The following is a 17,099-nucleotide window of genomic DNA, read 5'->3' as shown; positions in this document are numbered from 1 at the left end:
CACATGCACACATTTCCTTATGCACTGGCATCATTTATATTGACAGCTCTATTAGTTCCATTATTTATTCCATTGTTAAAGCGCTTAAAATTTGGTCAGTCTATTCGGACTGAAGGACCTAAAAGCCATATGCAGAAAAGCGGAACACCGACGATGGGCGGTCTCACTTTTTTACTCAGCACTATATTGATCAGTTTAATTGCATTAATATTTGTAGAAGATAGAGGGCCGATTATTTTACTCATATTAGTAACGATTGGATTCGGTCTCATCGGTTTTATAGATGATTACATTATAGTCGTCAAAAGGAATAATCAAGGATTGACATCGAAACAGAAATTTCTGTTCCAGATTTTAATCGCAGTAATATTTTATATTGTCAGCAAATCACTAGGACTGCTTGAATTAAATACGACTATTAATCTGCCGTTCACAGATTTAGGTATACCGCTAGGCTTATTGTATATCGTATTTATCATTTTCTGGCAAGTTGGATTTTCTAATGCTGTTAATCTGACAGATGGTCTGGACGGACTAGCAACAGGCTTATCAATCATTGCTTTTAGCTGTTACGCCATTATCGCATTGTATCATGAAGCATTTGGCATCGGTGTATTTACGATGATTTTAGCTGGCAGTCTATGCGGCTTTCTCATATATAATAAGTTTAAAGCAAAGCTGTTTATGGGCGATACCGGCTCTCTTGCGCTGGGCGGTGTGATTGCTACTGTATCAATAATGTTAAACCAGGAATTAACACTGTTATTTATCGGTCTCGTATTTGTACTGGAAACATTGTCTGTAATGATTCAAGTTGCTTCGTTCAAGATGACTGGTAAAAGAATTTTCCGCATGAGTCCGCTGCATCATCATTTTGAGTTAGGCGGCTGGAGTGAATGGAAAATTGTAATTGTCTTCTGGCTTGTAGGGTTGATCTCTGGTGCAATAGGAATTTACTTAGGAGTGAATTAGCATGAAAAATATTACGGATTATTCAGGGAAGTGCGTCCTTGTCCTCGGTCTTGCCAAAAGTGGTTATGAAACTGCCAGGCTGCTGAAAAAACTGGGGGCTGTTGTGACGGTTAATGATGGCATGGATTTAACGGGAAATCAGGATGCAGAAGAGCTTATTACAGAAGGAATCACTATTGTAGATAAGGAGCATCCCTTGTCCTTGCTTGAAACTAATGAACTGATCGTTAAAAATCCTGGAATACCATATAGTGTACCTATTCTTCAGGAAGCGGAGAAAAAAGCAATACCAATCATTACAGAGGTAGAACTTGCTTATCAGATCAATGAAGGAACGACTATTGCTGTAACCGGTACAAATGGTAAGACTACAGTGACGTCATTAATCGGGGATATGTTCAGTCACTCTTCCAAAAAAGGATTACTGAGCGGCAATATCGGCTTTGTGGCATCTAAAGTTGCTCAAGAAGCAGAACCGGAAGATACAATGATCACAGAGTTGTCTTCATTTCAATTGATGGGCGTTCAAAGTTATCGGCCACATATTGCTGTCATTACAAATATTTATTCTGCTCATCTGGATTATCATGGAACTCAGGATGAGTATGTTAAAGCTAAGATGAACATTTTTAAAAACCAGCAGAGTAAAGATTATTTAGTGTTTAATGATGCTCAGCGTGAACTCCTTGAACTCTATACAGTAAACAGTAAAGTGATTTATTTTTCGACAGTACGACCAACAAACGGTGCATATATTAAAGATGACGCAATTTATTTTCAGGAAGAACTCATCTGCAGGCTCAATCAAATTGTCCTGCCTGGAAAACATAACCTGGAAAATATACTGGCGAGTATTGCGGTATGCAAACTCTCTGGAATAAACAACGAGGCCATTATAGCGACATTGACAAGCTTTGAAGGAATTAAGCACCGCACTCAGTACGTGACGACAATTGACGGAGTGAAGTACTATAATGATTCTAAAGCGACTAATACACTCGCAACCAAGTTTGCTCTAGATGCATTCAATGTTCCTGTTCACTGGTTATGCGGCGGTCTCGATAGAGGAAATGGGTTTGAAGATCTAGATGATCATGTTAAATGCGTAGAACGTATGTACATATTTGGCCAGACGATACCAAAACTGATAGATTTCGCAAAAAAACACGATATTAATTACGAAATGTGTCATGATGTAAAAGATGCAGTTTCTAAAACCGCGAAGTTCACTAAACATGGACAAGTTGTCCTGCTGAGCCCTGCCTGTGCCAGCTGGGATCAGTATCCGACATATGAAGTTCGGGGTGAGGACTTTATCCAGCAAGTTAAGTCAATGGAATAGCAGGTGATGATATGCCCGATTCAAAAGTTGTGGAGTCAGTTAAATTTAAGAATAACGCCATCAAAAGAAGAAAAAACCGTCATCAAATTCAATTAAGTATATTCCTTGCAGTAGTAGCAATTGTAACTTTGATTCTGCTGTATATGTTCACCAGCATTAGCTATGTCAAAGACGTAACAGTAAATGACACACAGCTGATAACTGAAAAAAAAATCAAAAAAATATTGGATATATCAAAAAAGGATAGAATATACTCTCTTCCGATCAGTAAAATGGAACAAAATTTAAAGATTCAGGACGGAGTTAAAAACGTTGAAATTCATCGTCACTTTCCAAACAAAGTAACAGTTGATATCGAAGAATATGATATAGTGGGTGTAGTAGCAGATGGCAGCGATTTTAATCCACTCCTTGAAAATGGACAGATATTATCTTCTGTAAATCAGCTGGATTATAGTAGTGCACCCGTAGTCTCAGACTTTGCCAGAAAAGAAAGAATTCAGCTTGTAACTGTTCTGAATAACACCAATCCGGCCATCGTCAATGCGATATCAGAAATAAAATTCGTGCCTAACCAGGAAGCCTCAAGACGTGTCCAGCTCTTTATGAATGATGGTCTTGAAGTCATAGGAGACCTGCGTACTCTTGGAGATAAACTTGATTATTACCCGAGTATGACCAAAAAAATTCCACGAAATCAGAGCGGTGAACTGATTAAGCCTGGTATTATTGATCTGGAAGTGGGAGCAGTATTCATACCCTATGAATCGAAAAAAGCTGAGACAAGAAGACTGGAAATGGAAAGTGAAATTGCTGCAAAAAAAGAAAAAGAAGATCAGAAGCTTGAAAAATCAGTTAATGAGTTGAAAAAGCAATTAGAACAGATTAAGACTAAAAAGGATAAATCGGCGGAATAAATGAGAACTGTAGTGTGAATTTCATACTTATCGTACAATATTTATTTTAAGTTTATATTAAAATTGTCAATATCCTTGTTTTATAGTTCACATAAAGATAGCTATCATGTAAACTAAGATTAGTGTAAAATAGTATAAATTGTGTTTTGGAGGTGCCTATTAATGGAAGAGCATTATTATGTAGCCATAGATATTGGCTCAGCAAGCGTAAAAGTAATTGTCGGTGAGAAATTTCATAACGGTATCAATGTGATAGGCACTGGACAAACTTTTACGGATGGAATAAGACGCGGCGTCATTGATGATTTCGACGTTGCACAACATGCGATTAAAGATACAATAAAAAAGGCACAAATTGCTTCAGGAATAGACATTAAAGAAGTTTTTGTAAAAATGCCAATTATTCATACAGAGATTCATGATGTCACAAATGAAATTGCTTTTAACGGCGAGTCTACTGAAATTACAGGTCAGCATATAGAAGAAGTGCTGGAAAGTATTCGTGACAAGAATACGACAGATGATATAGAAATCATCGGAGTTTATCCTAGAATTTTCAGAGTGGATGATATTCATGAGGTCAGTGATCCTAAAGATATGGTTGCCACTCAAAGTCTGGCAGTAGACGCAGGGGTCATTACAACTCATCGTTCACTGCTTATCAATACACTCAAATGTGTAGAGTCATGCGGAGTTGAAGTGCTCGATGTATATTCAGATGCTTATAATTACATGAATATACTAACACCGACGGAAGTTGAACTTGGTGCATGTGTTATCGACATTGGAGACCAGTTGACTCAAGTGGCTTATTATGAGCGTGGAACATTGTTTGATGCTGATAGTTTTCCTGTCGCTGGTGCCCATATTACAGGGGATATTGCACAGGCATTAAATACTTCTTACGATAAAGCAGAAAAGATTAAAGAACAATATGGTCACGCATTTTTCGACCTGGCTTCTGAACAGGATGTCTTCCATGTCGTTCAAAATGACAGCAATGAGGAAGTAGCCTTTAATCAAAAAGAACTAAGCGACTTTATTGAAGCCCGTGTTGAAGAAATATTCCTTGAAGTATTTGATTTACTTCAGGATATGGGAATTGATAAAATTAATGGTGGGTTTGTAATCACTGGCGGCTCTGCCAATCTTCTTGGAATTAAAGAGCTGCTGATGGATATGGTCAACGAGAAAGTAAGAGTGCATGTACCAGTACAGATGGGTATTAGAAAGCCTGAGTTTTCTTCGAGTATCGCTACGATTTCAAGTGGCATTAACTTTGATGAACTTCTTGATTATGTTACAATTAGTAATCATGAAACGCAGACTGAAGATGTGTATATTGAACAAGAAAACAAACCGAAACAAAACCGGTTAGATGGTTTCTTTAAAAGAAAGAATCAGGTGAATGTCGACCCTGGTGAGTCAGTCGTCGTTAAAAATGAAACACATGATGACTCAGTAAGACAGGATGAACAACCGAGCATGATGAAAAAAATTATGAAATCATTATTTGAATAAACGGCCATTACAGTATAGGAGGAAATATTAATGTTGGAATTTGAACAAGGTTTTAATCATTTAGCAACACTCAAAGTCATTGGAGTCGGGGGCGGCGGTAATAACGCAGTTAACCGAATGATTGAGCACGGTATGAATAATGTAGAATTCATTGCTATTAATACTGATGGCCAGGCATTAAATTTATCAAAAGCGACTTCAAAGATTCAGATCGGTGAAAAACTGACACGTGGACTAGGAGCAGGGGCAAATCCTGAAATCGGTAAAAAAGCAGCTGAAGAATCCCGCGAACAGATTGAAGATGCAATTCAAGGCGCAGATATGGTGTTTGTTACTGCTGGAATGGGCGGCGGTACTGGTACAGGAGCGGCTCCAGTCGTAGCTAAGATCGCTAAAGAGATGGGAGCATTGACAGTCGGTGTAGTTACTCGTCCATTCTCTTTTGAAGGTCGTAAACGTCAGACTCAGGCGGCAGCAGGGGTCGAAGCGATGAAAGCAGCTGTAGATACTCTCATTGTCATTCCGAATGATCGTCTGCTTGATATCGTTGACAAATCTACACCGATGATGGAAGCATTTAAGGAAGCAGATAATGTATTACGCCAAGGGGTACAAGGTATTTCAGATTTAATCGCAGTATCAGGCGAAGTCAACCTTGACTTTGCAGACGTAAAAACAATTATGTCTAACCAGGGATCTGCTTTGATGGGTATTGGCGTGGCTTCAGGTGAGAACAGAGCGATGGAAGCTGCCAAAAAAGCGATATCATCACCACTTCTCGAAACATCTATTGTCGGTGCACAGGGCGTGTTAATGAACATTACGGGCGGCGAATCACTATCACTATTTGAAGCGCAGGAAGCAGCAAATATTGTACAGGACGCCGCTGACGAAGATGTTAACATGATCTTCGGTACAGTCATCAACCCTGAACTTCAAGATGAAATTGTGGTGACAGTCATCGCAACTGGATTCAATGAAAAAACAAGTGCCCGTTCAGTAAAACCACAAAGTTCATCATTCACACAGAATCCTGTTAGAGAAACAAAGGAAGAGCGTCCTGAATCAACTGTTCAGCAGACGCAGACGCAAACTTCTAATGACGCGGATCTGGATGTACCAAGCTTCTTACGTGACCGCACACGCACGCGCCGTTCAAGAAGATAATATATGAATGAAGCTGGGACTAAAATCTGATCTCTTCCTATGAGGAAGTAAGATGATTAATGTCTCAGCTTCTTTTTTTACAGGAGGTCAAAGTGACATTATTTGAAGTGAAACCTTTGCATATGGCTGTAGCAAATGAACGAGTGATAGGTATAACGATAAGACATGGTGGAAGCAGTCCATACCCTGCTGATACGATGAACATGGCTCATTATATAGATGATGAAACTGCTAATATTGTCAGTAACCAGGCGCGGTTAGCAGAAGTGATCCGCTTTCCGCGTCGCCACTGGGTGTTTCCTATACAGACACATGGAAATCATATTGCCGAAGTGACTGATCATCATAAGGGAATGAATATTGATAAAATAACTGGTGATCTTCACGGATATGATGGACTCTGGACAAAGCAGGAGGATATCTTACTGACAATGTGTTTTGCGGACTGTGTACCGGTCTATTTATACTCAAAAATTGATCAGTATATAGCGCTTGGACATGCAGGCTGGAGAGGAACGCTTGGTATGGTCACTGGACAATTGATTAAAGCATATGATCATCCAGAAGCATTAGTATGCATTATTGGACCGTCTATCTGCAGTGACTGCTACGAGGTCAATCAAGACATAAGAGACCAGTTTGACCAGTTACCTTTTAATACGGAGGAATTTTTTGAACTGAAAGAAAACGGCTGCTATAAGATTAACTTAAAGGCATTAAACCGTGAAATTGCGATTTACCATGGCGTAAAACCTGAGAACATAAAAGTGTCATCAGAATGTACAGCTGAACATCCTGATTTCTTCTCATATCGTAAAGAAAACGGAAAGACAGGAAGAATGCTTGCATTTATAGGAACGAGGAATGACCATGACAGTTAAAGAAAATTTAAATGTAATCAATGAGTCGCTTGACGCTTGTTTGAAAGAGAGTGATTTTAGTCGTCCTACTGTAATTGCAGTTACAAAATATGTTACAATAGACCGAGCGAAGGAAACCTTTAATGCAGGCATCAGGCATTTTGGAGAAAACAGAATCGAAGGTTTTAAAGAAAAGAAACTTGCTCTACCAGGAGGAACGTTTCATTTTATCGGTTCATTGCAGACAAGAAAAGTAAAAGAGATTATTAATGAAGTTGATTATTTACACTCTCTCGACCGAATATCTCTGGCAGACGAGATAGAAAAACGTGCAGAGCAACCAGTAAAATGTTTTATTCAAGTGAATACTTCAGGTGAAGAATCAAAGCATGGTCTCTCACCTGATGAAGTCGTCAATTTTGTTCAATCATTAAAAGAATACAAGAAAATTGAAGTAGTCGGACTGATGACTATGGCGCCGTTAATAGAAGATGCAGGGCTTTTAAGAAGTTATTTTGCTTCTTTAAGAAAGTTAAGAGATCGTGTTGCAAAGCTGCAGCAGACTAATGCACCTTGTACTGAACTTTCCATGGGTATGAGCAATGATTATCAACTTGCGACCATTGAAGGAGCGACATTTATCAGAATCGGCACGAAGTTAGTCGGGTAGGAGGATACTATGGCAATCAAAGATGTTTTCAAAGGATTTTTCGTGGTAGAAGATGAAGAAAATGATAACGAGATATATAGCAGTGAAGATACACGTGATGCACGTCTGAAAGAAGAAAAGAAGATGGTGCAGGAAAAAGTTGTTAAAAGTGAACCTAAAAAATCATTTAAACCAACGGAGAAAAAAATCGTGACTAAACCTAATGTTGTCAATATAAAACAAGATGTTCAATCGAATTCTAAAGTCTGCTTGTTTGAGCCTCGTGTATTCTCTGATACACAGGATATCGCAGATGAGCTTAAAAACCGTCGTGCGACACTTGTGAATTTACAGCGCATCGATAAAGTATCTGCTAAAAGAATCATCGATTTTCTAAGTGGAACAGTATATGCCATAGGTGGAGACATTCAGCGTATCGGACAGGATATTTTCCTGTGCACACCTGACAACGTGGAAGTTGCAGGTAGTATAACAGAAATGCTGGAGGCACCTGAAACTATGGAAGAAAGTTAGGAGAAAACATGTCACAGGAAATTGTCATACCTATTTTTAATTTTATTTTATTTCTGCTCCAAGTTTATTTTTACGCTATGATTGTCTATATTTTTATGTCATGGTTACCTGGCGCAAGAGAATCAGCTGTCGGCAGATGGCTTGGCAAAATTGTTGAACCGTATCTTGATATTTTTAGCCGTATCATACCGCCGTTCGGTATGTTTGATTTTTCACCTATTGTTGCAATCATTATATTTAACTTGTTTAGAAACGGTTTAATCGCTATTTTCTATCAGTTTATCATGCCTTTGCTTCATTGATATTAATTAACAATGATCAATAATCTCAATTTATTGAGGTTATTTTTTTATAGTATAAGAGGAGGCAGGAATGAATTTATTACAGCATTTCAGATATGAGGAAAAAGAGACCGTCAAGGAGATGATGCAGTTTTGTGAACGTGCAGACAATAGCTATGCTCCTGTACTCACTCATTTTCTCAATCCGCGTGAGCAGTATATTTTAACAGTGACAGCAAAACAGTTTGCCGGACTTGAAGTTCATGTATTCGGTGGAGATGACAAAGCGGAACGCAGTCGGGCCATTGTTTGTCCGGATTATTTTAAACCGACGACAGAAGACTATCAGATGTCACTGCTTGAAGTCGATTATCCTGATAAGTTTGTCACTTTGACTCATCGAAATTTGCTTGGTTCTATCATGCAGACGGGAATTAAAAGAGAGCAGCTTGGCGACATTAGAATTGGTAATAAAATACAGTTTGTTTTGACAAAACCGCTTGAATCTTTTATGATATTAGAATTAACACGCATTAAAAAAGCAACAGTATCGCTTATAGCAGTTCCATTTAAAGAATTTATCCAATCTAAGGAAGACTATGTGCAGCTTCAGACTACTGTATCAAGTTTGAGACTGGATAATATTATTCAGCAGGTGACAAATAGATCTCGTACGACAGCTCAGAAACTGATTGATTCAGAACACGTTAAAGTAAATCATACAATCATCACTAAAACGAGTTTCCCAGTTGAAGAACAGGATCTGTTATCGATTAAAGGTTATGGTCGTGCAAAAATTATTCATGTCGGCGACCGGACGAAAAAAGATAAAATCAGAGTGACAATAGAAACATTATTTAACTAAGAGGTGAACACTATGGAGTATTCTCCAAGAGATATTGAAATGAAGCAGTTCAATATAGTCCATAAAGGGCTGAACGAGAATGAAGTAAGAGACTATCTTCGTGAACTAAGCGATGAACTTGAAAGACAGCGTGAAGAAAAAGCGATGCTGCAACGCCTCATCGATGACAAAGAAGAAAATATCAATCGTTTCCGTGCAGTTGAGAATACAATTGGTGAAGCACTTGTTGTAGCACAGCGCGCGGGCGACGAAATTAAGGCAGCTGCCGGTATGCAGGCGGATGTCATCATTAAAGACGCACAAAATCATGCTGATCAGATTGTCAACGATGCGATGCAGAAAGCTCGTGAAATTAGTTTTCAGACTGAAGATATGAAGCGTCAGTCCAAAATTTTCCGTGCCCGATTCAGCATGCTCGTTGAAGCACAGCTGGATTTACTGAAGAATGACGACTGGGATTACTTATTAAATTATGATCTTGAAACAAAACCTATTGAACAATCACGTTCAAATGAGGTAGAATCAGAGTAATAGTTAAATAGCAGAGCCATTTCATGGAAAGAATGTATTTCAGCGAGCTGACGACAGTGGAAGGTCAGTATACTACCTGTGAATGTATCACTCTGTAAATCAGCTGAATAGGTAAGGAAGTGAACTCTAACTTGAGTTAAACAAGGTGGTACCGCGGAGCGATTCGTCCTTGTAACTTAGTTTAGCGTTCTTTTTTTATTCTTAAAAAATGGAGATGAGAAAATGGATTATAAAGATACTTTACTGATGCCTAAAACAGATTTTCCTATGCGTGGCGGCCTGCCCAATAAAGAACCGCAAATTCAGGCGGCATGGGATGAGAAAGACCTGTATCACAAATTGCTCGAGAAAAATGAGGGCAAGCCGACTTATACATTGCACGACGGTCCTCCTTATGCCAATGGTCAGATTCATATGGGTCATGCGCTTAATAAAATTATCAAAGACTTCATTAACCGCTATAAAGCCATGACCGGTTACTATACTCCCTATGTACCGGGCTGGGATACACATGGCCTGCCTATTGAGCAGGCACTGACTAAAAAAGGCGTCAACCGTAAAGAGATGTCTGTTGCTGAATTCCGTGAACTTTGTAAACAGTTTGCACTTGAGCAGGTCGAAATGCAGAAAGCCGACTTTAAACGTCTTGGCGTGAACGGCGACTTTGAAAATCCATATATTACGCTGCAGGAGAAATTCGAGGCAGAACAGATCAGATTATTCGGGGATATGGCGAAAAAAGGCTATATCTATAAAGGGAAAAAGCCGGTCTACTGGTCTCCATCAAGTGAATCTTCTCTTGCCGAAGCTGAAATTGAATATCAGGATAAAGTATCTCCGTCGATTTACGTGTCCTTTAACACGAAGGACGGAAAAGGTATTGTAGATAGTGGTGTTAAATTCGTTATCTGGACGACAACACCATGGACGCTGCCAGCAAACGTTGCGATTGCAGTGAATGCTGAACTGAACTATGTTCAAGTCAACGTGGAAGGCACGTCATATATCGTTGCAGAGGCGCTGCTCGACTCTGTATGTGAAGCTGTCGGCTGGAATAAAGACAGCGTCACAATCGAGAAAACGTTTAAAGGTACTGAACTAGAAAGAATTACAACACAGCATCCATTCCTCGACCGGGAGTCACTTGTTATTTTAGGAGACCACGTTACAACAGATGCAGGGACAGGTTGTGTCCATACAGCTCCAGGTCACGGTGAAGATGACTTTATCGTCGGTCAGAGGTATGATCTGCCAGTTATTTCACCAATCGATGACAAAGGTGTATTTACTGCTGAAGCTGGGGAATTCGAAGGATTATTCTATGATAAAGCGAATAAAGTCATCACTGAAAAACTTGAATCTGTCGATGCACTGCTCAAACTTGAATTTTTCACTCACTCCTATCCACATGACTGGCGTACGAAGAAACCCGTTATCTTCCGGGCAACGCCTCAGTGGTTTGCTTCAATCAATAAAGTCCGTCAGGATATACTAAATGCAATTGAAGAGACAGAATTCAAAGTAAACTGGGGTAAAACACGTATTTACAACATGATCCGTGACCGCGGTGACTGGGTTATCTCGCGTCAACGCGCATGGGGCGTACCGCTGCCTGTCTTCTACGCTGAGAACGGCGATATCATTATGGAAGAAGTGACGATTGAACATGTAGCTCAGTTATTTGAAGAATTCGGATCAAACGTCTGGTACGAAAGAGAAGCGAAGGATTTATTGCCTGAAGGCTATACACATGCCGGCAGCCCGAACGGAACGTTCACTAAAGAAACAGATATCATGGATGTGTGGTTCGATTCAGGATCGTCACACCGAGGTGTTTTAGAAGCACGCCCGGAACTCACGTTTCCGGCAGACTTGTACTTCGAAGGATCCGACCAATATCGCGGCTGGTTCAACTCATCTATTACAACGGCTGTAGCAACGCGCGGAAAATCACCTTACAAAAAGCTCTTGTCCCATGGTTTTGTCATGGACGGCGAAGGTCGTAAGATGAGTAAGTCACTCGGTAACACTATCTTACCTGAGAAGGTCGTCAAGCAGATGGGTGCCGATATTATCCGTCTCTGGGTGATGTCTGTCGATTACTTAGCGGACGTTCGTATTTCTGACGATATTTTAAAACAAGTGTCAGAAGTATATCGTAAAATCCGTAATACTTACCGTTTCTTACTCGGCAATGTTTCAGATTTTAATCCAGAAACCGATGCAGTTGCTTACGAAGATCTAACAGAAGTGGATCAGTACGTGCTGAATCGTCTTTATACTTTTGTTAATCAAGCACATATTCATTATGAAAATCATGATTATCTGTTCATCTACCAGGAACTTCAGAACTTCATCAATGTTGAACTGAGTAATTTCTATTTAGATTATGGTAAGGATATATTGTATATTGAAGGACAGAACTCACACGTGCGCCGCAGTATGCAGACTGTTCTCTATGAAGTACTAACTTCGGTCAATAAGGTGCTGGCACCAGTGCTGCCGCATACAGCAGAGGAAGTATGGAGCCATACACCTCACGTAAAAGAAGACAGTGTTCATTTAACAGATATGCCGGAAACAAAAGAAGTGGACTCAGCATTGATAGCGAAGTGGGAACGATTCCTTCTGCTGCGTGATGATGTACTGAAAGCACTGGAAGAAGCACGTAACGCAAAAGTCATCGGGAAATCACTTGAAGCAAAAGTGCAGATTTTCGCACAAAACACTGAAGACCGAGCACTGCTTGAATCATTTAACAATTTAAATCAGTTGTTTATCACCTCGCAGGCTGAAGTAGTGACAGTTGAAACAGGAAAAGCTTATGAACTGACGACTGTTGCTGTAGACAAGGCAGACGGAGAAAAATGCGAGCGCTGCTGGAATTTCTCAACAGAAATCAATGAGGATAAATTATGTCCGCGCTGTCAGAATGTACTACAGGCTGATTAATTTTAATGAAATGAAACCATCCATTGACTTGGATGGTTTTTTTATTAGAAATTATATTAATAATTATATTATGTAAACTTAAAAATAAAGACGATTATTTTGAAATGTGATAAACTAGAAAAGATTGGAGTGAGAACATGAATAAAAAGTATAACTTGTCAGTGATGATTCCTATCGGTCTTTTTTTGATTATAATGGATCAGCTGTCAAAATGGATAATCGTTAAAACAATGAATGTAGGAGACTCATTCTCTGTTATCGGAAATATCTTAGAAATAACGTCACATCGTAATAACGGTGCTGCATGGGGGATGCTGCAGAATCAGATGATATTCTTTTATATCATTACGGTTATTGTGCTGCTGGCAATACTGTATTTCTTTAAGCAGGATGCGGCCTTTAAGCCAGTGATGCAGCTCGGTTTAACGCTTATATTTGCCGGTGCTGTCGGCAACTTTATTGACCGTCTGTTCAGAGGAAGTGTCGTTGATTTCATCGATACGAAGATTATCAACTATGACTTTCCGATTTTTAATATCGCAGATTCCTGCCTGACAATCGGTGTGATCGTATTGCTCTATGAAATATTAGTGAATGAGAATAAGGAGAAAAAGCATGCAGACATATAACTTTGAAATATTAGAAGAAGAAACCGGTCAGCGGATTGATAAGTACTTGACAGACATGAATGCTGACTGGTCACGTAACCAGATTCAGGACTGGATTAAGCATGAGCTTGTCCAGGTCAATGGTAAGGTTGTTAAAGCCAATTACAAATTGCGGCTGAATGATGAGATTATCGTTACAGAAAAACCAGTAGAAGAAGTAGATCTAGTGGCTGAAGATTTAAACATAGAAATATATTATGAGGATAAAGACGTGGCGATTGTCTATAAGCCAAAGGGAATGGTTGTGCATCCGGCACCAGGTCATCCGAATGGTACATTAGTCAATGGACTGATGTATGCCATTAAGGACTTGTCAGGTATTAACGGCGAAATTCGCCCGGGTATCGTTCATCGTATTGATAAAGATACTTCTGGTCTTCTTATGATTGCGAAAAATGATATTGCTCATCGAGGACTCGTAGACCAGCTAGTCGATAAAACAGTGACACGTAAATACACAGCTCTTGTACATGGTGTCATTCCACATGAATTCGGAACAATCGATGCGCCAATCGGACGTAATCCGAAAGACCGTCAGGAGATGGCAGTGCAGGATAATGGTAAAGAAGCGGTGACACATTTCAATGTGCTTGATACATTTGATAAATATTCACTTGTAGAATGTCAGCTCGAAACAGGTCGTACACATCAGATCCGTGTGCATATGAAGCATATTGGCTTTCCTTTAGCAGGAGATCCGAAATACGGTCCTAAAAAGACACTTGATATCGGTGGTCAGGCACTGCATGCCGGAGTCATTGGTTTTACGCATCCGGTGACCAGAGAATATATTGAACGTACAGCACCGCTTCCTGAGTATTTTGAAGAACTGATTCGAAAACTCCGCAAATAATATCTTACGCATCATTGACAAATTCATTCGTTATGATACTATTTAAGTAACTTAATCACGTTGCTTTTAACTAAGTCCAGAGAGGCTTAAAAGGCGTTGAGCGGGAAAACCTCACGTCTATTAGACGTGAGGTTTTTTAGGAGGACAAAATGGAAAAAAGAGTGATTTTGGATGATAAGGCAATCGACAGAACTCTGACACGTATCGCTCATGAAATATTAGAGAATAATAAAGGAACAGCGGATCTGACATTGCTCGGTATTCGTACGCGAGGTATATATCTGGCGAATCGAATCCAGCAGAAAATCGAGAAGATTGAAGGAGTCGTTGTGCCGACTGGAGTACTTGACGTCACTGCGTACCGCGATGATATTGCTATTCGGGACGCAGTAGAAGAACAAGCCTATATCATCGAGGCAGACTTGAATAACAAGCATGTTGTGATTGTTGATGACGTACTATACACAGGTCGCACAGTGCGTGCATCTCTTGATGCGATTCTTGACAAAGTTCGTCCGAAACGCATCAGTCTGGCAACGCTTGTCGACCGCGGGCATCGTGAGCTTCCGATAAGAGCAGATTATATCGGGAAGAATATTCCGACAGCCCTGACAGAAGAAATTGTTGTCATGCTTGACGAAGTGGATGAGAAAACACAAGTATATATTAAATAGAACCTTTTAAATCGGTACGAGAGACCGGCAAAGGGCCATTAAGTGGAAACTACTTAAAGTCTCTTTGCATACGCAAAGAGACTTTTTTTGATGAGGAGAAGAGAAAATGAAGACAAATGAAGAGATATATGAACGTACAGTAGAACCGGTATACGATGTCCATGATAAACCGAGAGCACGCGAGTGGCTGTTACTCAGCTCCCAGCACTTATTCGCAATGTTCGGCGCGACGGTATTAGTCCCTTATTTGACCGGATTGCCAGTATCAGCTGCATTGATTGCCTCCGGACTCGGCACTCTACTATATCTGCTGATTACTAAAGGAATGATACCAGCATACTTGGGATCAAGTTTTGCGTTTATTACACCGATAATTGTTGGTCTAAAAACTCATGATTTAGGTGGAATGCTGATGGCACTGTTCATGTCTGGTCTATTCTATATCGTCATCGGTTTAGTAATTAAACTTACAGGTACAGACTGGCTCTTGAAACTTCTGCCTCCCGTTGTTGTCGGACCAGTTATCATGGTTATTGGGCTTGGACTTGCTCCAGTTGCAGTGAATATGGCGATGTATAAAGATAGTGCAAAGATGACGGGATACAGTGGTGAATATTTACTCATTGCAATGGTCACGTTACTCACGGTTGTTGCATTTAATATATTTGCGAAGGGCTTCTTCTCAATCATTCCAGTACTGATGGGGATTGTTATCGGCTATATCACGGCGGTACTGCTTGGTGTAGTTGATTTTTCAGGCATCAGCAAAGCTTCCTGGCTGCAAATGCCGGACATTTATATGCCATTTCGAGATTACGAGCCAACATTTGACTGGATGCTGATCATTATAATGCTGCCTATTGTTTTAGTGACAGTAAGTGAACATATCGGTCATCAAGTAGTCATCAATAAAATCGTCGGTCGAAACTTCTTTAAAAATCCAGGGCTTCACCGAAGTCTGATAGGTGACGGTGTATCTACGATGATTTCATCAATAATAGGAGGACCGCCAAGTACGACATATGGCGAGAACATCGGAGTGCTTGCAATTACTAGAATCTATAGTGTGTGGGTCATCGGTGGTGCTGCAGTTCTTGCTCTGATTCTAGGTTTCGTCGGTAAATTCACAGCACTTGTCTCAAGTATTCCTACACCGGTAATGGGGGGTGTTTCCATTCTACTGTTCGGTATTATTGCGGCAAGTGGTCTGCGTATGCTCGTTGAGTCCAAAGTAGATTTTGGAGATAAAAGAAACCTAGTCATAGCATCTGTTATTTTAGTATTAGGTATAGGTAAAGCGCATATCGATCTGAGGATACAGGATATTCATTTAAATGTCGAAGGCATGGCACTTGCGGCACTTGCAGGTATACTGCTCAATTTAATCTTGCCGGAAGCAAAAGTTCACGAAGATTACGAATAGGAGGTACATGATGAAACAGTTACATTCAATCGATGATCTGTCAGTTGACGATCTAATGAATATCATCAACCTGGCAATAGAATTCAAACAGGGTAAGGAAGTAAAACACAAAGGGTATGCGGTCAATTTATTTTTTGAAAATTCGACGCGAACTAAATGTTCCTTTGAAATGGCTGAACGTCGGCTCGGTATGGATGTCATTCCTTTTGAAACAAGTACCTCTTCTGTCGCTAAAGGTGAAACTCTTTATGATACATGTAAGACGCTGGAAAGTATCGGTGTAGATGTACTGGTTATCAGACATCCTGATAATGCATATTATGAACAGCTTCAAACACTTACTATTCCAGTCATCAATGCCGGAGACGGCAGTGGTCAGCATCCCTCTCAATGTTTGCTTGACTTGATGACGATTTACGAGGAATACGGTACGTTCAAAGATTTAAAAGTACTGATATGTGGAGATATTATCAACTCCCGAGTGGCACGGAGCAATGTTACAGCACTGACGAAACTTGGGGCAGACGTGAAGCTGGCAGCGCCAAAAGAGTGGCAGGATACATCACTTGAAGTTGAGTACGTCGCTATCGATGATGTTATTAAAGACATTGATGTCTGTATGCTGCTGCGTATCCAGCATGAGCGTCATGATGGTGCTAAGACATTTGAGAAAAGTCATTATCATATAGAATATGGACTAACTGGTGAGCGTTATGATGAGTTGAAAGACTCAGCCATCATAATGCATCCTGCTCCTGTCAATCGGGGTGTGGAAATCGACAGTGAACTTGTTGAAGCATCCAAATCACGCATTTTCAAACAGATGGAGAACGGCGTCTTTACACGCATGAGTATATTAAGTCATATTCTGAATAAAGGAGAGAAATAAG

16 protein-coding genes and 1 pseudogene are annotated in these 17,099 nt (G+C 40.0%); all 17 read left to right on the top strand.

What is annotated here, in order from left to right:
• The first annotated feature begins 3 nt into the window (after positions 1-3).
• The 17 genes and pseudogenes from mraY to ERX29_RS08925 all read left to right on the top strand — a co-directional run bounded on the left by mraY (position 4) and on the right by ERX29_RS08925 (position 17,098).
• Complete coding sequence (mraY, locus tag ERX29_RS09005) at positions 4-972, top strand: phospho-N-acetylmuramoyl-pentapeptide-transferase (protein WP_133444357.1); 969 nt, start codon at positions 4-6, stop codon at positions 970-972.
• A 1-nt stretch (position 973) separates the two neighbouring features.
• Positions 974-2,314, top strand: coding sequence for a UDP-N-acetylmuramoyl-L-alanine--D-glutamate ligase (gene murD / locus ERX29_RS09000; RefSeq protein WP_133444356.1), 1,341 nt, complete (start codon positions 974-976; stop codon positions 2,312-2,314).
• Positions 2,315-2,325: 11 nt separating this feature from the next.
• Positions 2,326-3,231, top strand: coding sequence for a cell division protein FtsQ/DivIB (locus tag ERX29_RS08995; RefSeq protein WP_133444355.1), 906 nt, complete (start codon positions 2,326-2,328; stop codon positions 3,229-3,231).
• A gap of 162 nt (positions 3,232-3,393) precedes the next feature.
• A pseudogene (gene ftsA / locus ERX29_RS08990) lies at positions 3,394-4,546 on the top strand (cell division protein FtsA); the annotation flags it as partial.
• Between the two features lie 236 nt (positions 4,547-4,782).
• Positions 4,783-5,919, top strand: coding sequence for a cell division protein FtsZ (gene ftsZ, locus ERX29_RS08985; RefSeq protein WP_133444353.1), 1,137 nt, complete (start codon positions 4,783-4,785; stop codon positions 5,917-5,919).
• A 92-nt stretch (positions 5,920-6,011) separates the two neighbouring features.
• Positions 6,012-6,800, top strand: a complete 789-nt coding sequence (gene pgeF / locus ERX29_RS08980; RefSeq protein ID WP_165981122.1) for a peptidoglycan editing factor PgeF — start codon at positions 6,012-6,014, stop codon at positions 6,798-6,800.
• Entirely contained in the window at positions 6,790-7,449 is a 660-nt protein-coding gene (locus ERX29_RS08975; protein ID WP_133444351.1) for a YggS family pyridoxal phosphate-dependent enzyme, read from the top strand. Before pgeF ends, ERX29_RS08975 begins: the two co-directional genes overlap by 11 nt.
• Before the next feature lie 9 nt (positions 7,450-7,458).
• Complete coding sequence (locus ERX29_RS08970; RefSeq protein ID WP_133444350.1) at positions 7,459-7,962, top strand: cell division protein SepF; 504 nt, start codon at positions 7,459-7,461, stop codon at positions 7,960-7,962.
• Between the two features lie 8 nt (positions 7,963-7,970).
• Positions 7,971-8,264, top strand: a complete 294-nt coding sequence (locus ERX29_RS08965; RefSeq protein WP_133444349.1) for a YggT family protein — start codon at positions 7,971-7,973, stop codon at positions 8,262-8,264.
• Positions 8,265-8,334: 70 nt separating this feature from the next.
• Positions 8,335-9,108 (top strand): YlmH family RNA-binding protein, encoded by a 774-nt coding sequence (locus tag ERX29_RS08960; RefSeq protein ID WP_133444348.1) that lies wholly within the window; start codon positions 8,335-8,337, stop codon positions 9,106-9,108.
• 12 nt (positions 9,109-9,120) lie between these two features.
• Entirely contained in the window at positions 9,121-9,639 is a 519-nt protein-coding gene (locus tag ERX29_RS08955; RefSeq protein WP_133444347.1) for a DivIVA domain-containing protein, read from the top strand.
• Positions 9,640-9,861: 222 nt separating this feature from the next.
• Positions 9,862-12,591: an isoleucine--tRNA ligase gene (ileS, locus tag ERX29_RS08950; protein ID WP_133444346.1), complete on the top strand. Its 2,730-nt coding sequence runs from the start codon at positions 9,862-9,864 to the stop codon at positions 12,589-12,591.
• A 137-nt stretch (positions 12,592-12,728) separates the two neighbouring features.
• Entirely contained in the window at positions 12,729-13,220 is a 492-nt protein-coding gene (lspA, locus tag ERX29_RS08945; RefSeq protein ID WP_133444345.1) for a signal peptidase II, read from the top strand.
• On the top strand, positions 13,207-14,112 hold the full coding sequence (locus tag ERX29_RS08940; RefSeq protein ID WP_133444344.1) for an RluA family pseudouridine synthase: 906 nt from the start codon (positions 13,207-13,209) through the stop codon (positions 14,110-14,112). Before lspA ends, ERX29_RS08940 begins: the two co-directional genes overlap by 14 nt.
• Before the next feature lie 149 nt (positions 14,113-14,261).
• Positions 14,262-14,786 carry a bifunctional pyr operon transcriptional regulator/uracil phosphoribosyltransferase PyrR gene (gene pyrR, locus ERX29_RS08935; RefSeq protein WP_133444343.1) on the top strand — a complete coding sequence of 175 codons (525 nt, stop codon included), beginning with the start codon at positions 14,262-14,264 and terminating at the stop codon, positions 14,784-14,786.
• A gap of 106 nt (positions 14,787-14,892) precedes the next feature.
• Entirely contained in the window at positions 14,893-16,209 is a 1,317-nt protein-coding gene (locus ERX29_RS08930) for a uracil-xanthine permease family protein (protein ID WP_133444342.1), read from the top strand.
• A gap of 10 nt (positions 16,210-16,219) precedes the next feature.
• Positions 16,220-17,098 carry an aspartate carbamoyltransferase catalytic subunit gene (locus ERX29_RS08925; protein ID WP_133444341.1) on the top strand — a complete coding sequence of 293 codons (879 nt, stop codon included), beginning with the start codon at positions 16,220-16,222 and terminating at the stop codon, positions 17,096-17,098.
• Position 17,099: the final 1 nt, after the last annotated feature.

It is taken from the genome of Macrococcus lamae (assembly GCF_004359545.1).
GTDB classification, from domain to species: domain Bacteria; phylum Bacillota; class Bacilli; order Staphylococcales; family Staphylococcaceae; genus Macrococcus; species Macrococcus lamae.
This window is presented reverse-complemented; position numbering and strand designations above follow the sequence as displayed.

Coding starts and splice junctions, on each gene's coding strand:
- ERX29_RS08925 (WP_133444341.1), top strand. CDS start 16,220: ATGAAACAGTTACATTCAATCGATGATCTGTCAGTTGACGATCTAATG.
- ileS (WP_133444346.1), top strand. CDS start 9,862: ATGGATTATAAAGATACTTTACTGATGCCTAAAACAGATTTTCCTATG.
- ERX29_RS08975 (WP_133444351.1), top strand. CDS start 6,790: ATGACAGTTAAAGAAAATTTAAATGTAATCAATGAGTCGCTTGACGCT.
- ERX29_RS08995 (WP_133444355.1), top strand. CDS start 2,326: ATGCCCGATTCAAAAGTTGTGGAGTCAGTTAAATTTAAGAATAACGCC.
- ERX29_RS08930 (WP_133444342.1), top strand. CDS start 14,893: ATGAAGACAAATGAAGAGATATATGAACGTACAGTAGAACCGGTATAC.
- ERX29_RS08940 (WP_133444344.1), top strand. CDS start 13,207: ATGCAGACATATAACTTTGAAATATTAGAAGAAGAAACCGGTCAGCGG.
- lspA (WP_133444345.1), top strand. CDS start 12,729: ATGAATAAAAAGTATAACTTGTCAGTGATGATTCCTATCGGTCTTTTT.
- ftsZ (WP_133444353.1), top strand. CDS start 4,783: ATGTTGGAATTTGAACAAGGTTTTAATCATTTAGCAACACTCAAAGTC.
- mraY (WP_133444357.1), top strand. CDS start 4: ATGCACACATTTCCTTATGCACTGGCATCATTTATATTGACAGCTCTA.
- pyrR (WP_133444343.1), top strand. CDS start 14,262: ATGGAAAAAAGAGTGATTTTGGATGATAAGGCAATCGACAGAACTCTG.
- ERX29_RS08960 (WP_133444348.1), top strand. CDS start 8,335: ATGAATTTATTACAGCATTTCAGATATGAGGAAAAAGAGACCGTCAAG.
- ERX29_RS08955 (WP_133444347.1), top strand. CDS start 9,121: ATGGAGTATTCTCCAAGAGATATTGAAATGAAGCAGTTCAATATAGTC.
- ERX29_RS08970 (WP_133444350.1), top strand. CDS start 7,459: ATGGCAATCAAAGATGTTTTCAAAGGATTTTTCGTGGTAGAAGATGAA.
- ERX29_RS08965 (WP_133444349.1), top strand. CDS start 7,971: ATGTCACAGGAAATTGTCATACCTATTTTTAATTTTATTTTATTTCTG.
- murD (WP_133444356.1), top strand. CDS start 974: ATGAAAAATATTACGGATTATTCAGGGAAGTGCGTCCTTGTCCTCGGT.